This is a genomic window from Bowdeniella nasicola (assembly GCF_900107735.1).
Lineage (GTDB): Bacteria > Actinomycetota > Actinomycetes > Actinomycetales > Actinomycetaceae > Bowdeniella > Bowdeniella massiliensis.
Genome location: NZ_FNQV01000001.1, coordinates 170,794 through 186,804, shown reverse-complemented (window position 1 = coordinate 186,804; position 16,011 = coordinate 170,794). Strand labels below are relative to the sequence as shown.

At 65.2% G+C, this 16,011-nt stretch carries 10 protein-coding genes and 1 tRNA gene; 2 read left to right on the top strand and 9 right to left on the bottom strand.

The genetic code is table 11. The annotated features are described in order from the left end of the window. Positions 1 to 43: 43 nt before the first annotated feature. Positions 44 to 1,423 (bottom strand): diaminopimelate decarboxylase, encoded by a 1,380-nt coding sequence (gene lysA / locus BLU67_RS00875; protein ID WP_092561047.1) that lies wholly within the window; start codon positions 1,421 to 1,423, stop codon positions 44 to 46. A 2-nt stretch (positions 1,424 to 1,425) separates the two neighbouring features. Then, positions 1,426 to 3,081 carry an arginine--tRNA ligase gene (gene argS, locus BLU67_RS00870; RefSeq protein ID WP_092561045.1) on the bottom strand — a complete coding sequence of 552 codons (1,656 nt, stop codon included), beginning with the start codon at positions 3,079 to 3,081 and terminating at the stop codon, positions 1,426 to 1,428. Between the two features lie 177 nt (positions 3,082 to 3,258). Between argS and BLU67_RS00865 the strand changes: the two genes are divergently transcribed. After that, on the top strand, positions 3,259 to 4,452 hold the full coding sequence (locus tag BLU67_RS00865; RefSeq protein WP_222842309.1) for an Nramp family divalent metal transporter: 1,194 nt from the start codon (positions 3,259 to 3,261) through the stop codon (positions 4,450 to 4,452). Positions 4,453 to 4,503: 51 nt separating this feature from the next. Here BLU67_RS00865 and BLU67_RS00860 read toward each other — a convergent pair whose 3' ends face one another. From BLU67_RS00860 to BLU67_RS00830, 7 genes are all read right to left on the bottom strand, one after another. Beyond that, on the bottom strand, positions 4,504 to 5,799 hold the full coding sequence (locus BLU67_RS00860; protein ID WP_410002411.1) for an MFS transporter: 1,296 nt from the start codon (positions 5,797 to 5,799) through the stop codon (positions 4,504 to 4,506). A 426-nt stretch (positions 5,800 to 6,225) separates the two neighbouring features. Beyond that, a tRNA-Arg gene (locus BLU67_RS00855) sits at positions 6,226 to 6,298 on the bottom strand. Positions 6,299 to 6,367: 69 nt separating this feature from the next. After that, on the bottom strand, positions 6,368 to 7,603 hold the full coding sequence (locus BLU67_RS00850) for a CynX/NimT family MFS transporter (RefSeq protein WP_092561041.1): 1,236 nt from the start codon (positions 7,601 to 7,603) through the stop codon (positions 6,368 to 6,370). After that, positions 7,600 to 8,361, bottom strand: coding sequence for a glycerophosphodiester phosphodiesterase family protein (locus BLU67_RS00845; protein WP_092561039.1), 762 nt, complete (start codon positions 8,359 to 8,361; stop codon positions 7,600 to 7,602). The genes BLU67_RS00850 and BLU67_RS00845 overlap by 4 nt, the downstream gene beginning before the upstream one ends. Positions 8,362 to 8,371: 10 nt before the next feature. Continuing rightward, positions 8,372 to 9,358, bottom strand: a complete 987-nt coding sequence (locus tag BLU67_RS00840; RefSeq protein ID WP_143027294.1) for a M23 family metallopeptidase — start codon at positions 9,356 to 9,358, stop codon at positions 8,372 to 8,374. Positions 9,359 to 9,499: 141 nt separating this feature from the next. Continuing rightward, complete coding sequence (locus BLU67_RS00835; protein ID WP_092561035.1) at positions 9,500 to 10,561, bottom strand: hemolysin family protein; 1,062 nt, start codon at positions 10,559 to 10,561, stop codon at positions 9,500 to 9,502. Then, a complete protein-coding gene (locus BLU67_RS00830; RefSeq protein WP_092561033.1) occupies positions 10,558 to 11,904 on the bottom strand; it encodes a hemolysin family protein in 1,347 nt (448 codons plus the stop codon). Before BLU67_RS00830 ends, BLU67_RS00835 begins: the two co-directional genes overlap by 4 nt. A 299-nt stretch (positions 11,905 to 12,203) precedes the next feature. On the opposite strand from BLU67_RS00830, the gene BLU67_RS00825 reads away from it, so the two are divergent. After that, complete coding sequence (locus BLU67_RS00825; protein ID WP_092561031.1) at positions 12,204 to 15,986, top strand: multifunctional oxoglutarate decarboxylase/oxoglutarate dehydrogenase thiamine pyrophosphate-binding subunit/dihydrolipoyllysine-residue succinyltransferase subunit; 3,783 nt, start codon at positions 12,204 to 12,206, stop codon at positions 15,984 to 15,986. Positions 15,987 to 16,011: the final 25 nt, after the last annotated feature.

Genomic DNA, 16,011 nt, shown 5'->3' with positions numbered 1-16,011 from the left:
GCAGGCAGGTTAACGAATCTCGCTGCCTAGCGGGGCCCGCGTCTCACGTCTCGCTCAGCTGGGTATCGAGGGCGAAGAGGTCCGCAAGCGTTTCGGGGCGCAGCCACCAGCTCGCGGCGCCGTCGGCCAGGGCAAGGACGCCCGGGCGCAGCGCCATGTTGTAGTTCGAGGCCATCGCGCGGCCGTAGGCGCCGGTGACGGGGATGGCGATGATATCGCCGGGTGTGATATCGCTGGGCAACTCGGCGTCGGGGATGAGGATGTCGCCCGACTCGCAGTGTTTTCCGACGATGCGCGAGCTTACCGTTGCGCCGCCCGGCAGCCGGTTGGCAAGAGTCGCGCTGTAGGAGGCGTTGTAGAGCACCGGGCGAATATTGTCGGACATGCCCCCGTCGACGGCGATGTAGCGCCGAATCTGGCCGCTTTCCGTTGTTACGTCTTTGGTGGCGATGACGGGGTACAGGCTGACGCAGGTGGGCGCGATGATGGAGCGGCCTGGCTCGATGGAGACGACGGGCACGGGCGTATCCAACTCGGCGCACGCGGTGCGCACGACGGCGGCCAACGTGTCGGCGACGAGTTTTTGGCTGGGGCCGGGCGCATCGACGCCGGTGTAGGCGACCCCGTAGCCGCCGCCCAAATCGACCTCGTCGACGCTGATACCCGCCGCGATGAGGTCACGCCGCAGGGTGAGCAGAGCGCGCGCGGCGACTTCGAAGCCGGCGAGGTCCATGATTTGGGAGCCGATGTGCGAGTGCAGGCCGATGAGGTGGACGCCCGGCGTGGCGGCGATTTTCTCCGCGGCCGCGCGGGCGACGCCGGTGGCCAGCGAGAGGCCGAACTTCTGGTCCTCGTGCGCGGTGGCGATGAAGTCGTGGCCGCCGGCGTGCACGCCCGTCGTCACGCGCACCATGAGTGGTGCGCTCGTGTTGTGGGCGCGTGCGATGGCGGCGATGCGGTCGATTTCCGGCAGCGAGTCGATGATGATGCGGCCGATGCCGGCGCTGACGGCGAGCTCGAGTTCGGCATCCGTCTTAGCGTTGCCGTGCAATCCCACGCCGGCGGGGTTCGCGCCGGCGCGCAGCGCGAGGGTGAGTTCGCCGAGTGAGGCGGTATCGATCCCGAGGCCGATCGCCGTGAGCTCCTTGACGAGCGCGGCGCACAACAACGCCTTGCCGGCGTAGTACACGCGCGCGCCGTTCATGCCGTAGCCGTCCCAGAAGGCTTCGTCCATCGCCATCTGCCAGACGGCGGCCCGCCCCGCGATGGCGGCGGAATCAGCGATGACGACGGGGCCCGGCTCGATGCCGAGGCGATCCCAGGACAGCGGCACTGCCCCGATCTGCAAGACGCCGTCCGCGCCGCGGCGGGTCGTCGTGGGCCAAAGGTCGGGCCGCTCGTGCGGTTCGGGGCAGGCGTTCATGCCTACATTCTGTCGGGCGCGCTCACACCGAGGATGTCGAGTCCGTTCCGCAAGACCTGGGTGACGGCGTCGTTGAGCCACAACCGCGTGCGGTGCGTGTCATCGACCTGCTCGTCACCACGCGGGGTGACGCGGCAGCGCCCGTACCAGGTGTGATAGGCCGCGGCGAGCTGCTCAAGGTAGCGCGCGATGCGGTGCGCTTCGCGGTTTTCGGCCGAAAGCGTCACGACGCGCGGGTATTCCGCGAGCATGCCGAGCAGTTCGGCTTCGGACTCGTCGGTTAGCAGCGAGGCATCAAAGGCGTCCTCACGACGCACTCCGTGCTCGGCCGCGTTGCGCGCGACATTACGCGTGCGCGCGTGCGCGTACTGGACGTAATAGACGGGGTTGTCGTTGTTTTGCTGCTGCAGGTCCTCGGCCTTCAGGTCCAGCGTCGTATCGGTGGGGTAACGCGCGAGGGTGTAGCGCAGCGCATCGGTGCCGATCCACTCGATGAGATCGTGCAGGTTGATGACGTTGCCGAGGCGCTTGCCCATGCGGCCACCGGAGATGTTGATGAACTGGCCGATGAGGATCTCGATGTTCTTGTCCATGTCGTCGCCGGCGCAGGCGGCAACGGCCTTCATGCGCCCCACGTAGCCGTGGTGGTCGGCGCCGAAGAGGTAGATCTTTTCTGGGAAGCCGCGATCGCGCTTGGACAGGTAGTAGGCGCAGTCGGCCGAGAAGTAGGTCTTGGACCCGTCGGCCTTGACCAGGACGCGGTCCTTGTCGTCGCCGAAATCGGTGGTGCGCAGCCAGACCGCGCCGTCATGCTCGTAGACGTGGCCCTGTTCGCGCAGTCGGTCGATGGCGGAGTCGATGGCGCCGGTCTTATGCAGGTTGTCGTTTTCGGAGAACCAGACATCGAAGGTGACGTTGAAGTCCGCGAGCGTATCCTTGATCTGCTGCAGCTGGTGCTTGTAACCGAGGTCGCGCGCGAGGGCGATGCCTTCGCTTTCGGGCAGGTCGACGAGATCGGGGCGTTCGGCGAGGGCCTTGGCGGCGAGCTCGTCGATGTATTCGCCGGGGTAGCCGCCCTCGGGAATCTCTTCACCCTTGGCGCGGGCCAGCACGGAGGCGCCGAAGGTGTTCATCTGGCTGCCGGCGTCGTTGATGTAGTACTCCGGGGAGACCTCGGCGCCCGCGGCGCGCAGCACGCGAACCAGGGCGTCACCGACGGCCGCCCAGCGGGTGTGGCCGATGTGCAGCGGGCCCGTTGGGTTGGCGGAAATGTACTCCAGGTTGATGCACTGGCCCGCGAGGGTATCGGAGCGGCCGTACTGTTCGCCGGCTTCGACGATGGCGCGGGCGAGCTCGCCGGCGGCGCCCGCAGCGAGGCGGATGTTGATGAAGCCGGGGCCTGCGACCTCGACGGCGTCAATACCGTCGGCGCTGGTCAGGCGGTCGGCCAGCAGTTGCGCAAAGGCGCGCGGGTTCGTGCCGGCCTTCTTGGCCAGCTGCATCGCAATGTTCGTCGCCCAGTCACCGTGTTCGCGCTGGCGCGGTCGCTCGACCTTGACATGCTCGGGCACGTCGGCCTCGGCCAGGCCGATCTCGCCATCGGCGATAGCGGCGAGGAGCGTTTCACGGATGAGTTCGGAAAGTTCTGCAGGAGTCACGGGGTCAATTCTACGCACCTTTTCGCGCGGGTCTTCCTGTGGCGTGTGGCACGCGATTTCGCGCAGCGACGGGTTAGCGAGACACTAGTGTTCGTGCGACCGAAATCTTCTCCTCAGGCGACTGATCCCCGCGAGCTTGGCACTCCCGGTGCGGTGACGGGATTTAGCCGTGCCCGGATGATTACGTTGCTGGGGCCCGCCTTCGTCGCGGCCGTGGCGTATGTCGATCCGGGCAACGTCGCAGCGAACATCACGGCCGGCGCTCGCTATGGCTATTTGCTGGTGTGGGTGCTGGTGCTGGCAAATGCGATGGCCGTCATCGTGCAGTACCAAAGCGCGAAGCTCGGTATCGTGACCGACTCGTCGCTCCCCCATCTGCTCGGCCGCCGCTTAAAGCGCCGCAGCCGGTTGGCGTTTTGGGGTCAGGCAGAAGTTGTTGCTGCGGCTACCGATCTCGCCGAAGTGATTGGCGGCGCGATCGCCCTGCATCTGCTTTTCGGCGTTCCTCTCGTGGTGGGCGGTGTGATCGTCGGCGTCATTTCGATTGCGCTACTTTCGATCCAAAACCGCCAGGGCCAGCGCCCGTTCGAACTGGTCGTCATTGCGCTGCTTGTGATCGTGACCTTGGGATTCCTCGCGGGGCTCGTCTTTTCGCCGCCCAGCGCCGCCGGAGTTCTCGGCGGAATGGTGCCGCGCTTCGACGGTGTCGGCTCCCTCCTGGTCGCGGCATCCATGCTGGGCGCGACCGTCATGCCACACGCGATCTATCTGCACTCCTCGCTCGTAAAGGACCGGCACGCGGAGTCCGAGCACGACAAAGAGGTTCTCTTGCGCGCCTCCCGCATCGATGTCAGCTGGGCGCTGATCATTGCGGGCGCGGTCAATATTGGGCTGCTCCTGCTTGCTGCCTCCGCACTCGCCGGGGTTGACGGTACGGACACGATCGAGGGCGCGCACGCCGCGATCTCGAGCGCGCTTGGACCAACCATCGGAATCGTGTTTGCGGTCGGGCTGCTTGCCTCCGGTCTGGCCTCCACCTCCGTCGGCGCTTATGCCGGAGCAGAAATCATGGCGGGCCTGCTTCACGTGAAGATTCCGCTGCTTGCGCGTCGGGTCATCACGCTGCTTCCTGCGCTGATCATTTTGGCGCTGGGCGCGGAACCGACGTGGGCTCTCGTGATTTCTCAGGTCGTCTTATCCTTCGGCATTCCCCTCGCGATCATCCCGCTGATGAAATACACCCGGGATCGCTCCATCATGGGACGGTTCGCCGACGGACGAGCACTGCGATGGATATCCACTGTCATCGCGATCCTCATCGTCGCGCTGAATGCCGCGCTCATTATTTTGACCGCGCTCGGCATCGAGTAACTCGGAAACGAGGAGGTGCCCAGTACTCCTCGTACCGGGCACCTCGTCGTGTTACGCCTCGTGGTTCGTGCTGCGCTTGGAGTGAGCCTCCATCAGTTCCTTCTCGTCGCGTCCAACGATCCCGAACAGCACGACTGTCAGGATGGAGAAGGCGATAAAGACGATGAAGGTGAGGTTCCAACCGAAGTTGTGCACGAGGATGCCAACACCGGATGAGGCCAACGTGGCGCCCAAGAGGTATCCAAAGAGCCCCGTAAACCCTGCTGCGGTGCCCGCGACGTTATGGGGCGACAAGTCGATCGCCTGCAAACCGATAAGCATCACGGGTCCGTAGATCAGACCACCGATGATCGCCACCAGCAGGATGAGAATCCAGATCGGAGTACCGACAGGCACGAGCCAGTAGGCAGCAATGGCAATTGCCGTGGCAACAGTGAATGCAATTCCGGCACCCGAGCGGAAGCCACCAAAGACTCGGTCTGACATCCAGCCACACAGGATGGTGCCAACAATTCCAGCGAGCTCGAAGGCGGCAAAGCCAATGAAGCCGGATCCGATCTCGGCGTTGTGTTTGTCTGCAAGGTAGACCGTGATCCAGTTCAAGACGCCGTATCGCAGCGCGTAGACGAACACGTTAGCCACCGCGAGCATGACGATCGTGCGGCTGGTCAGGACGTGCTTGAAGATCATCTCCTTGGCGCTCATGTTCGGGTCATCGCCAGATTCGACCTTCGCCGGATCATCCCGGTACTCCTCGATCGGGGGCAGCCCGACAGATTCCGGGGTATCGCGCATCAGGAAGAAAGCAAGCGCGGCCACCGCGAGAGCGACAACGGCAGGCAGCCAAAACGCTGATTGCCACTGCTCCCCCGTCCACGCCAGGCCCAATGCCGCGAGTCCAGCGACACCGGCGCCGCCCACATTGTGCGCGGTGTTCCAAATTGACGTTTTCATTCCGCGCTCATTGGTGGAGAACCAGTACACGAGCGACCGGCCACTAGGCGGCCATCCCATGCCCTGGAACCAGCCATTGATGAACATCACCGTGGCAAAGGTGGCGACGGTGCCGGAGATCCATGGCACGAATGCCACTGCGAGGTTGGCTAACGCTGAGAGCGCAAGTCCGATAGGCAAGAAGTACCGAGCATTCGCCCGGTCGGAAATCATGGCGGAGAAGAACTTCGACAGCCCATAGGAGAACAGCACGGCGTTAGAGATGACACCGATACCAATGGTGTTAATCCCCGTTTCTTCCATGAGGAGCGGGGCAACAAGCGAAATGTTGTTGCGGATCAGGTAGAAACCCGCGTATCCGATGAAAATGCCCAGAAAGACTTGAGTGCGCAATCGAGGATAGGTTCGACGGACTTCTTCATCCGACAACCTCGGCGCTGGTGGTGGGGCTTTCAGCCACCCGGGGATCGACATCGTAGTCACTCCTTTTGGACCTGCGGGGAATTACTTCAACCTCGTGAGGTACGTCGACCATAAGCAACCCCAAAGAGGTGACAAAAGGCCCAATTCAGTGCATCGCGCCACACTAAGTGTTCACCCACCGTTAACCTGGCGTTCATGCGGAATCCAGGCCGGGGATGTGATACTCATCATGGAACAGAATTGCAACTATTCGCTAGCGAGTCAGCGGCATCGGAACATTTGTGCATTTTGTTCCGGCAACTCATTGATCTTTGTCGACGGAGCGCACTTCTTCGCTGGGGTCGTCGCTGTCGGATTCGATGCCGATGGTGCAACGTGTCGGCGGACATGAAAAAGCGCCCCGAACAGGACTCGAACCTGCGACCTTCTGCTCCGGAGGCAGACGCTCTATCCGCTGAGCTATCGGGGCCGGTGCGCTGCGGCGCGGTCTCTATCTTACCCACGGAGGGCGGCCAGAAGAAAACTCGCTGGCTGTGAGTTATCGCGGCGCGGCAATCGCGCCAAGGTCATCGTCGACATCGCCGGGAGCAGAGGCATTGATCCCCGCGATTGCGAGTCCGACCGCCCCACAGGTCAGGACGATGAGCGGCACCTGCCAGCCTCCGGTCACATCGACGAGGACGCCGATGATGAGGGGTCCAAAGCCCGCCGCTAGGTAACCGATTGATTGCGCGAACGCCGATAGGCCCGCGGTGACGTCGACGTGTCGGGAGCGAATCGAAATGAGGGTGATCGTCAGGGGGAAACAGAACCCGGAGATGCCGAGGGCGAGGGCCCACAGCCAGGGCGCGCTCGTCGGTAGGAAGTACAGCCCGAGGTAGCCCACGGCGAGGAGAGCGGATAGGGAGAGTACGAGGGGGCGCAGGTCGGTCAGGCGCGTGGCCAGGACGGGGGCAATGAGTCCGCCGGGAATGCCCATCCCGGCGATGATCGTGAGCATCCATCCGGCGGTGACGGGATCGAGCCCGGCGTCGCGATAGATCTGCGCGGCCCAGCCGAATTGGACGTAGGCGTTCATCGACTGCAGGCCGAAGAACAGGCTAATCCAGCGGGCCTTGGGCGACCTCGCCACGGCACCGATGAGCGAGCTGCCGCGCGCTTTGATTCGCACGCCGCGCGGGTCGCGTCGCACAATCACGGCAAGCAGCACCGCCATCGCGCACAGCGCGAAGATGGCCCAGAAGGCGAGGGCGCTGCGCCAGCCACCGGGCAGCAGGTTCGCGAGGGGTTGGCTGACGGCCGTGGGGATCGTCGCGCCGATCGCGAGGCACGTCGTGTACAGCGTCATCATCGCCCCGATGCGGTTGGGGAAATGGAGCTTGACGAACACGGGCGCGAGCACGTTGCCCATAGCCATGCCCGCGAGGCAGAGAATTGTAAAGGCGAAGAACAGCGGCAGCGGCACGAATGGGCGTGCGGCCAGGCCGATGAACACGGCGCTCATGATGAGGCCGAGGGCGCGGTGCAGCCCGAAGCGCGTCGAGACCGCCACCGCGAACAGGCCCGTGGCCGCGAAGACGAAACCTGGTAGTGCGGTGAGGATGCCAGCGCCGCTGTCCGAGAGGTGGAGCCCGGCTTGGATTTCGGCGAGCAGCGGCCCAATGGAGGTTGCGCCCGCGCGCAGATTCAGGGCGAGCAGGGCGACGGCGCTCAGCAGCAGCCACGCGTAGGCTCCGTGCGGCGACTTCGGCAGCCCGAAGCGCGGGCTCGTCATGTCAGGTCCGCGACGACGTCGAGCGCGACGCGGGGGCGGTCGGTGACGATGCCGTCGACGCCGAGGGCGAACAGGCGCCGCATCTCGGCGGCCTCGTCGATCGTCCAGACGTGGACCTGCAAATCGATGGCGTGGCAGAGCTCAACAAACCGGCGGGTGACGACGGGGATGGTGCGAAACCGCGCGGGAACCTGGGCAGCGATGGCCTCGCGGATGGCGGGGATGCGGCGCGCGCGGGCCGCGCCGGCCCGAAGCGAGAGGAGCGAGAGCGAGACGAGGCGCGCGGTCGCCTCCTGGCCGATGGAGACGGCGGCGTGCGGGTTGATGCTGCGAATGAGGGCGAGGCGCTTATCGGAAAACGAGGCGAGGCACATGCGCTCGCTGTGGTAGCGGGCCAGGCGCGCGAGCGGCCCCGCGACCGCGTCGGATTTCGCGTCGATATTGAAATGGAGGTCCGGATAGGCGGCGAGCGCTTCGTCGAGCCGGACGGGCGGATCGCCGGCGGTATCGCGCAGGGTGCTGAGTTCCTGCCACGTCATCGTCGTCACGAGTCCGCTACCGCTGAGCGTGCGATCAACTGTGGGGTCGTGGATCAGGACGATGACGCCGTCGGCGGTGATGTGGGCATCGGTCTCGAGGTAGCGCACGCCAAGCGCGTGCGTATGGGCGAGCGCGCTCCAGGAGTTTTCGGGTACCTCTGCCCCGCCGCCGCGATGGGCGAAGATGAGCGGGGGTGAGTCGAGATAGGGATGGGCCACGTAACGCAGGCTAGCAGGAGCCCGGCGAAACTGCCCCTACCTCTTTCAGCCAGGGCAACGGGTCAACGGTGTGCATGTCCGAACCGACGTGGACCTCAAAGTGCAGGTGCGGCCCCGTCGAGTTGCCGTAGTTGCCCACCGCGCCGATGACGTCGCCGGCCTTGACCTTTTGGCCTTCGCTCACGAAGACGCCGTTTCTAAACATGTGGACGTACCACGTTTGGACCTTTTGGCCGTTAATTTCGTGCTCGATGATGACGAGCATTGAGGAGCGGCCGTCGATGCCGTTGCCGGCGTGCTTGACGACGCCGTCGGCGACGGAGTGGATCGGGGTGCCGACGGGCGCGGCCATGTCGGTGCCCTCGTGTTTGGAGGTCGTGCCGAAGATCGGGTGCACGCGTGTGCCGTAGGAGGAGGTGTGGCGGTAGGCGCCGTCAACGAGCGGCATCACGGCCGTCAGTTCCTGCTTTTCCTGCAGGGCGGCGCGCAATCCGGAGGCGCCTTCGATGGCCTGCTCGCAGGCACCGATGGTGCGGTCCAGGGTACGTGAGGCCGAGATGGTCGTCGCGCGCGTGGCGGCGACGGGATCGTTTTGCAGCGATTCCGGCAGGGCGGGCTTGCCTTCAGCTTCGCTCGTTGTCACGGCGTCGGTGAAGTGCGAGGCCGCGGGCACCATGGCCGCGGAGGTGGGGGTGACTTCCGGCAGGGCTTGGGCCTGGGGCGCCGCCGAGGGGCCGACCATTCCGGTCAGCGGGGCGGCGATGGTGAGCGCGCCAAGGGATGCGGCAATGGCCAGGCGCGGCGCGAGATGGCCGCGGGTCTTGGTGGTTGGGGTCTGTGCCCGCAGGTCGCGTCGCGACAGGGCTGGCAGCGTTTCAGTTGCCGCTTCGTCACTGGGGACGGCGCCGGCGATCCTGGCGAGCGTAGCGCGCTCGCGTTCGCGGATCTGGCGTCGGGTCAACGGCTGAGTGCCGTTGTCGTGCGCGCAGATGGTCATAAAAGAAGCGTCCTTAGGAGGGTAAGTCAGCATATGTCGGCCGCAGCCATCTCGATAGTACACCGAGGTGGCGGCGCTGTTACAAAACGGTAACGCAGATGTGCGAGCAGGTCTACGCCCCGGTTCCACCTGTGAACACACTCACCCGTCTTCCGCATACCTGTGGGGCTCCCGCTGCATGACGTCGCGCACTTCGCCAACGAGTTCTTCCAAAATGTCTTCCAAGAAGACGACCCCGATGCTCTGGCCGTCCTCATCGTCGACGCGCGCGAGGTGCGCGCCGGTGACCTGCATGGTGCGCAGGGCCTCTTCGACCTGGTCGCCGGGCCGCACGCGGGCGAGCGCGCGGATGCGCCAACTGGCAATCGGGCGGTGACGCTCGTGACCCTCGGCGTACAGCACATCCTTGACGTGGACGTAGCCGATGAGGCCCCCCGAATCGTCGAGGACGGGGAAGCGGGAAAAGCCGGTGCGGGTGACATCGGCTTCGACGTCGGCCGGGGTCGCGCCGCGCGTGATCGTCACGAGGTCGTCGGTGGGGACCATGACGTCGACGGCGTTTTCCTCCGAGAACTCGATCGCGCCGGAGAGCAGACCGAGATCATCTTCTAGGACGCCCTCGGCCTGGCTGCGCTCGACGATGGAGGCGACTTCCTCGGCGGTGAAGGCCGCCGCGACTTCGCGTTTTGGCTCGACGCCGAAGAGTTTCAGGACGATGTTGGCGATCCCGTTGAGGGCGACGAGGATCGGGTGGATGGGCTTGGAGATCCACACGAGTGGCGGCCCGAAGATCAGGGCGGCCGTCTCCGGGGAGGCGATCGCCAGGTTCTTGGGCACCATTTCGCCGACGACGACGTGCAGGTAGATCACGATGGTCAGGGCGACCGTGAAGCCGACGACGTGGCTCGCCTGGGCGGGCAGCCCCATCGACATGAGCGGACCCTCGACGAGCTTGGCGACGGCTGGCTCGGCGACGGCACCAATACCCGTCGAGCAGATCGTGATGCCGAGTTGGGCGGTGGCGAGCATGTCGGTGACGTGTTCGAGCGCCCACATGACGGTGCGGGCACCGGCGCGGCCGGATTCAACTAGCGGCTCCATCTGGGAGCGACGCACCGACATGATGGCGAATTCGGCGCCGACGAAAAAGGCGTTGAGGGCCAGCAGGATGAGGCCAATGATGAGGGCGGTCGTGGCGCTCATCGCTCACCGCCTTCCGTGAGCATGCCGGCGGGGCCGACGTCGGGCTCCGGATTCACGCTCCACGTGCGGATGCGATCGACGCGGCGGCCGTCCATGCGTTCGACGGCCAGGATCACGTCGCCCACTCTTACCTCGTCGCCCACGGCCGGGATGCGCGCGAGCCGATCCATGATGAGGCCGCCGAGCGTTTCGTAAGGCCCATCATCTGGCACGGTGAGGTGGGTTTGTGCGGCGAGTTCGTCCGGCCGCAGCACCCCAGGCACCATCCACACCCCGCCCTTGAGCGAGCGTGCGCCCTGGCGGCGCCGGTCGTGCTCGTCGGCGACGTCGCCCACGATCTCTTCCACGACGTCTTCCAGCGTCACGATTCCGGAGGAGCCGCCGTATTCATCGACGACGACGGCCATTTGCAGGCCTTCGGCGCGCAGGTCAAGCAACAGCGGCGCGAGCGGCATGGTTTCGGGCACTCGGGGCGCCTCGACCATGAGCGAGGAGGAGACGACCGGGACTTCGCCGCGGCGCTCATAGGGCACCGCGATGGCGCGCCGGAGGTGGACGAATCCTAGGACGTCGTCCATGGAGCCATCGACGACGGGAAAGCGGGAATGTCCGGTCGTGCGGGCGAGCGCGACGACGTCGGCGGCGGTGTCGGAGCGATCCAGTGTGTGGACGCGGCCGCGGTCGGTCATGACGTCGATAGCTTGCAGCGCACCGATGCCGATGGAGCGGGTGAGCAAGTTTGCGGTCCCCACATCGAGGGTGCCCTCCTCGGCGCTGTGACGCACGAGCGCGGCAAGCTCGGAGGCCGATCGCGCCCCGGAGAGCTCCTCGCTCGCCTCGACGTGGAACCAGCCGAGGATCGCGTTGGCCGAGTTGTTCAGCAGGACAATGACCGGGCGGAAGATCGTGGTGAAAACGCCCTGCAAGGGGGCGACGAATCCGGCGGTGCGCAGCGGGTCGGCGAGCGAGGCGTTTTTCGGGATGAGCTCGCCAAACAGCATCGAAAACGCGTTGACGCAGACAAAGGCGATCGCCACCGCAATGCCGGTAGCCGCTCCCCCACCGATGACGCGCCCGACGATCGGGCTGAGAAGGTTCGCGAGCGCCACCTGGGTCGTGTAACCCAACAGAATCGTCGTCAGCGTAATGCCGACCTGCGCTCCCGATAAGTGCGTCGAGAGGTGTTTGAGTTCTTGGGCGACTGTCGTCGCCCGCTTATCGCCGGCGGCAGCGCGCCGCTCCACAGTTGAGGGGTCGAGCGCGACGAGGGAGAATTCGGCGGACACAAACAGTGCGGTTCCGGCCGTGAGGAGGACGCCAAAGGCGATCATCACCCAGTCCATTTATCGCCTCCCGGTAGCGGAGCGTAACGGACTGGGGCTGGTACTTCGGGAGCTCATGATGGGCTCAGTTTACGTGCAGTGCGCGGCCGGTCCAAGCGATACCGGAACTTGACGCAATTCGGAGCAGGAGTTGACATATCACCGCGATTAGATTGACGGGGTTTTTACCCGATGATGACGCGGCAAATCAGGAACGTGATTCGCGTTCCTTTCCCTGGGTATTTCGTCCCATGCCGCCACTCTTTCGCCTATGGTTGAAAGGCGTTGTCCACACTGTGTGAAAGAGGGCGAAACCCCAAGTGTCCAGAGATGAACACCCCGACGATCTTGCGTCGAGCTTTGGTGCCAATGAATGGCTGATCGACGAGATGTACGACAAGTACCAGGCCGATCCGCAATCCGTTGAGCCTGCCTGGCGTGAGTTCTTCGCCAAGCGAGACGGCACGAGCGCCCCCGCCGATGAAAAGAGCGGCAAGCCCTCCCCCGCCCCCGAACCGGAGCCCGCGCCGAAGCCAGCAGACGGCGGCAGCGATCAGGACTCCGTCTCCCACATCGATCCGCGCACGCTGATCAATGAAGCGGCCGATTTCCACGATCGTGGGCTGCCCCCGGTCAAGGCCCAGCCGGCCACCTCCGTCTACGCCAATTTCGTCGACGCCGACGAGGAAGGCGAGGAGGACAAGGCCGAGGATCAGGTCGAACGGCTGCGTGGCCCCGCCGCCCGCGTCGTCACCAACATGGAGACGTCCCTGGAGTTGCCAACGGCGACCTCGGTGCGGTCGGTGCCGGCCAAGCTGCTGATCGAAAACCGGCTGCTCATCAACTCCCACCTCGCTCGTACCCGTGGCGGCAAGGTCTCCTTCACCCACCTCATCGGCTTCGCGCTCGTCGAGGCGCTCGGCGAGGTGCCGGATCTGAACGCCGCCTACGACGAGATCGACGGCAAGCCCGCGGTTAAGCACCCCGCGCACGTCAACATGGGGCTCGCGATTGACATGCCGAAGCCCGATGGCACGCGCCAGCTCCTCGTGCCCTCGATCAAGGCCGCCGATGAGATGGACTTCGCCCAGTTCTGGGCCGCCTACGACGATATTGTTCGCAAGGCCCGCAACTCCAAGCTCACCGTCGATGACTTCATGGGCACGACGATCACGCTGACGAACCCCGGCACGATCGGCACCCAGTTCTCCGTCGCGCGCCTGATGAAGGGCCAGGGCGCCATCATCGGCGTCGGCGCGATGGACTACCCGGCCGAATACCAGGGCGCCTCCGCCAAGACGATCGCCCGCATGGGTGTCTCCAAGATCCTGGCGCTGTCCTCCACCTATGACCACCGCATCATCCAGGGTGCGGCCTCGGGCGAGCTGCTCAAGGTCATGGCAACCAAGCTCACCGGCCAGGACGGCTTCTACGATCGCGTCTTTAGCGCGCTCCGCATGCCCTACGCCCCCGTGCGCTGGCAGCGCGACGTCGAATTTGATACCAAGCGCGAGCTCAGCAAGTCCGCGCGCATCGCGGAGATGATCCACGCCTTCCGCTCGCGCGGTCACCTGCAGGCGGATACCGATCCGCTAGCCAGCCGCCAGCGCCGCTTCCACGATCTCGATTTCACCAACCACGGCCTGACGCTGTGGGATCTGGATCGCACGTTCCCCACGGGCGGCTTCGCCGGCACCGACGCACTCACGCTGCGCGAGATTTTGCAGCAGCTGCGCGATGCCTACTGCCGCAACGTCGGAATCGAGTACATGCACCTACAGGATCCGGCCCAGCGCGCCTGGTTCCAGGAGCGGCTGGAGCGCCCCTTCCAAAAGGCCTCCAACGAGGAACAGCTGCAGATCCTGTACAAGCTCAATGAGGCCGAGGCCTTCGAGACGTTCCTGCAAACGAAGTTCGTCGGCCAAAAGCGCTTCAGCCTCGAGGGCGGCGAATCGCTCATCCCGATGCTCGACACCGTCCTGACCTCCGCGGCGCGCGAGGGCCTGGATGACGTCGCGATCGGAATGGCGCACCGCGGCCGCCTCAACGTCCTCGCCAATATCGCGGGCAAGTCCTATGGGCAGATCTTCGACGAGTTCGAAGGCAACATGGACCCGCGCACCGTTGAGGGCAGCGGCGACGTGAAGTACCACCTCGGGACGGAAGGCACGTTCACCTCCCCCACCGGTGAGCACACCAATGTGTATCTCGCCGCCAACCCCTCCCACCTGGAGACGGTCAACGGCGTGCTCGAGGGCATTGTGCGCGCCAAGCAGGACCGGATCGACCTTGGCACCAAGGGCTACTCCGTGCTGCCGATCCTCATTCACGGCGACGCGGCCTTCGCGGGCCAGGGCGTCGTGCAGGAAACGCTGAACCTGTCCCAGCTGCGCGGCTACCGCACCGGCGGCACGATGCACATCATCGTCAACAACCAGATTGGCTTCACGACGGGGCCGGCCTCCTCGCGCTCCTCGCAGTACTGCACGGACATCGTCAAGGGCCTGCAGATCCCGGTCTTCCACGTCAACGGCGATGACCCCGAGGCCGTCGCACGCGTCGCGAAGATCGCCTACGACTTCCGCCAGGAATTCAACAAGGACGTCGTTATCGACCTCATCTGCTATCGTCGCCGCGGGCACAACGAAGGCGATGATCCTTCGATGACGCAGCCGGTCATGTACTCGCTGATCGAGAACAAGGCCTCCGTGCGCCAGCTCTACCAAGAGGCACTCATTGGTCGTGGCGATATCTCCAGCGAGCAGGCCGAAAGTGCGCTCGCGGACTTCAAGGCCAAGCTGGAGGAGGCCTTCGCCTCGACGAAGGACGATTCGGGCCACCGCACGCTCGATTCGGGTGAGGGCGGCGACGTCGTGAGCCCGGACTCGGATTCGGTCGCTGGCCTGGAGCTGCCGAGCTCGCAGCAGGAAGATGCCGGCGTGATGGTCGGCTGGTCAACTGCGATTCCACAGGCGATGGTCGAGCGGATCGGCCAGGCGCACCTGCGTCCGCCGGAGGGCTTTACCGTTCACCCCAAGCTGCAAAAGCTGCTGGAGCGTCGCGACAAGATGACGAAGGACGGCGGCATCGACTGGGGCATGGGCGAGCTGCTCGCCTTCGGCTCGCTCCTCATCGAAGGCGTGCCCGTCCGTCTCACCGGCCAGGATTCGCGCCGCGGCACCTTCACCCAGCGCCACGCCACCTTCCATGACTACGTCACGGGCGCGGAGTGGACTCCACTGCAGTACCTGACGGAGGACCAGGGCAAGTTCTGGGTCTACGACTCCTCGCTGTCCGAGTACGTCGTCATGGCCTACGAGTACGGCTACAGCGTTGAGCGTCCCGATGCGCTCGTGCTCTGGGAGGCGCAGTTCGGTGACTTCGTCAACGGCGCGCAGATCGTCGTCGATGAGTTTGTCTCCTCTTCCGAACAGAAGTGGGGCCAGCGCTCCTCCGTCGTGCTGCTACTGCCGCACGGCTACGAGGGCCAGGGACCGGACCACTCCTCGGGCCGCATCGAGCGCTTCTTGCAGCTGTGCGCTGAGGACAACATGATCGTCGTCCAGCCGTCAACGCCGGCAAACCACTTCCACATGCTGCGCCGCCAGGCCTACAACCGCCCGCGCAAGCCCCTCATCGTGTTCTCCCCCAAGCAGCTGCTGCGCCTGAAGGCTGCCGCGAGCGCCGTCGAGGATTTCACGACGGGGTCCTTCCAGCCGGTGATCGGTGAGGTCGGCGAGGTGAGCAATGTGGACCGCGTGCTCATGTGCTCGGGCCGCGTCTACTACGATCTGGCAGCCCAGCGCGACAAGCGCGGCGATTCCTCGACGGCGATCATTCGCATGGAGCAGCTCTACCCGCTGCCGGTCGAGGAGCTCAAGGCAGAACTGGCTAAGTACGAGGGCGCAGAGCTCGTCTGGGTTCAGGACGAGCCGGAGAACCAGGGCCCGTGGTACCACGTTGCGATGCAACTGGCCCCGCAGCTCGATCGCCCGGTGCGCGTCATCTCCCGCCCGGCGGCCGCCTCGCCGTCGGCGGGCACGATGAAGCTCCACCAGTCGCAGGCCGAGAAGCTCTTCGCGGCCGCATTCGGCCGCTCCTAGCGGCCACCGCCCACACGGGCAACGC

Bases quoted from the DNA above. Each gene is read 5' to 3' on its own strand.
- lysA (WP_092561047.1), bottom strand. From the start codon at position 1,423: ATGAACGCCTGCCCCGAACCGCACGAGCGGCCCGACCTTTGGCCCACG.
- BLU67_RS00865 (WP_222842309.1), top strand. From the start codon at position 3,259: ATGATTACGTTGCTGGGGCCCGCCTTCGTCGCGGCCGTGGCGTATGTC.
- BLU67_RS00850 (WP_092561041.1), bottom strand. From the start codon at position 7,603: ATGACGAGCCCGCGCTTCGGGCTGCCGAAGTCGCCGCACGGAGCCTAC.
- BLU67_RS00840 (WP_143027294.1), bottom strand. From the start codon at position 9,358: ATGACCATCTGCGCGCACGACAACGGCACTCAGCCGTTGACCCGACGC.
- BLU67_RS00835 (WP_092561035.1), bottom strand. From the start codon at position 10,561: ATGAGCGCCACGACCGCCCTCATCATTGGCCTCATCCTGCTGGCCCTC.
- BLU67_RS00830 (WP_092561033.1), bottom strand. From the start codon at position 11,904: ATGGACTGGGTGATGATCGCCTTTGGCGTCCTCCTCACGGCCGGAACC.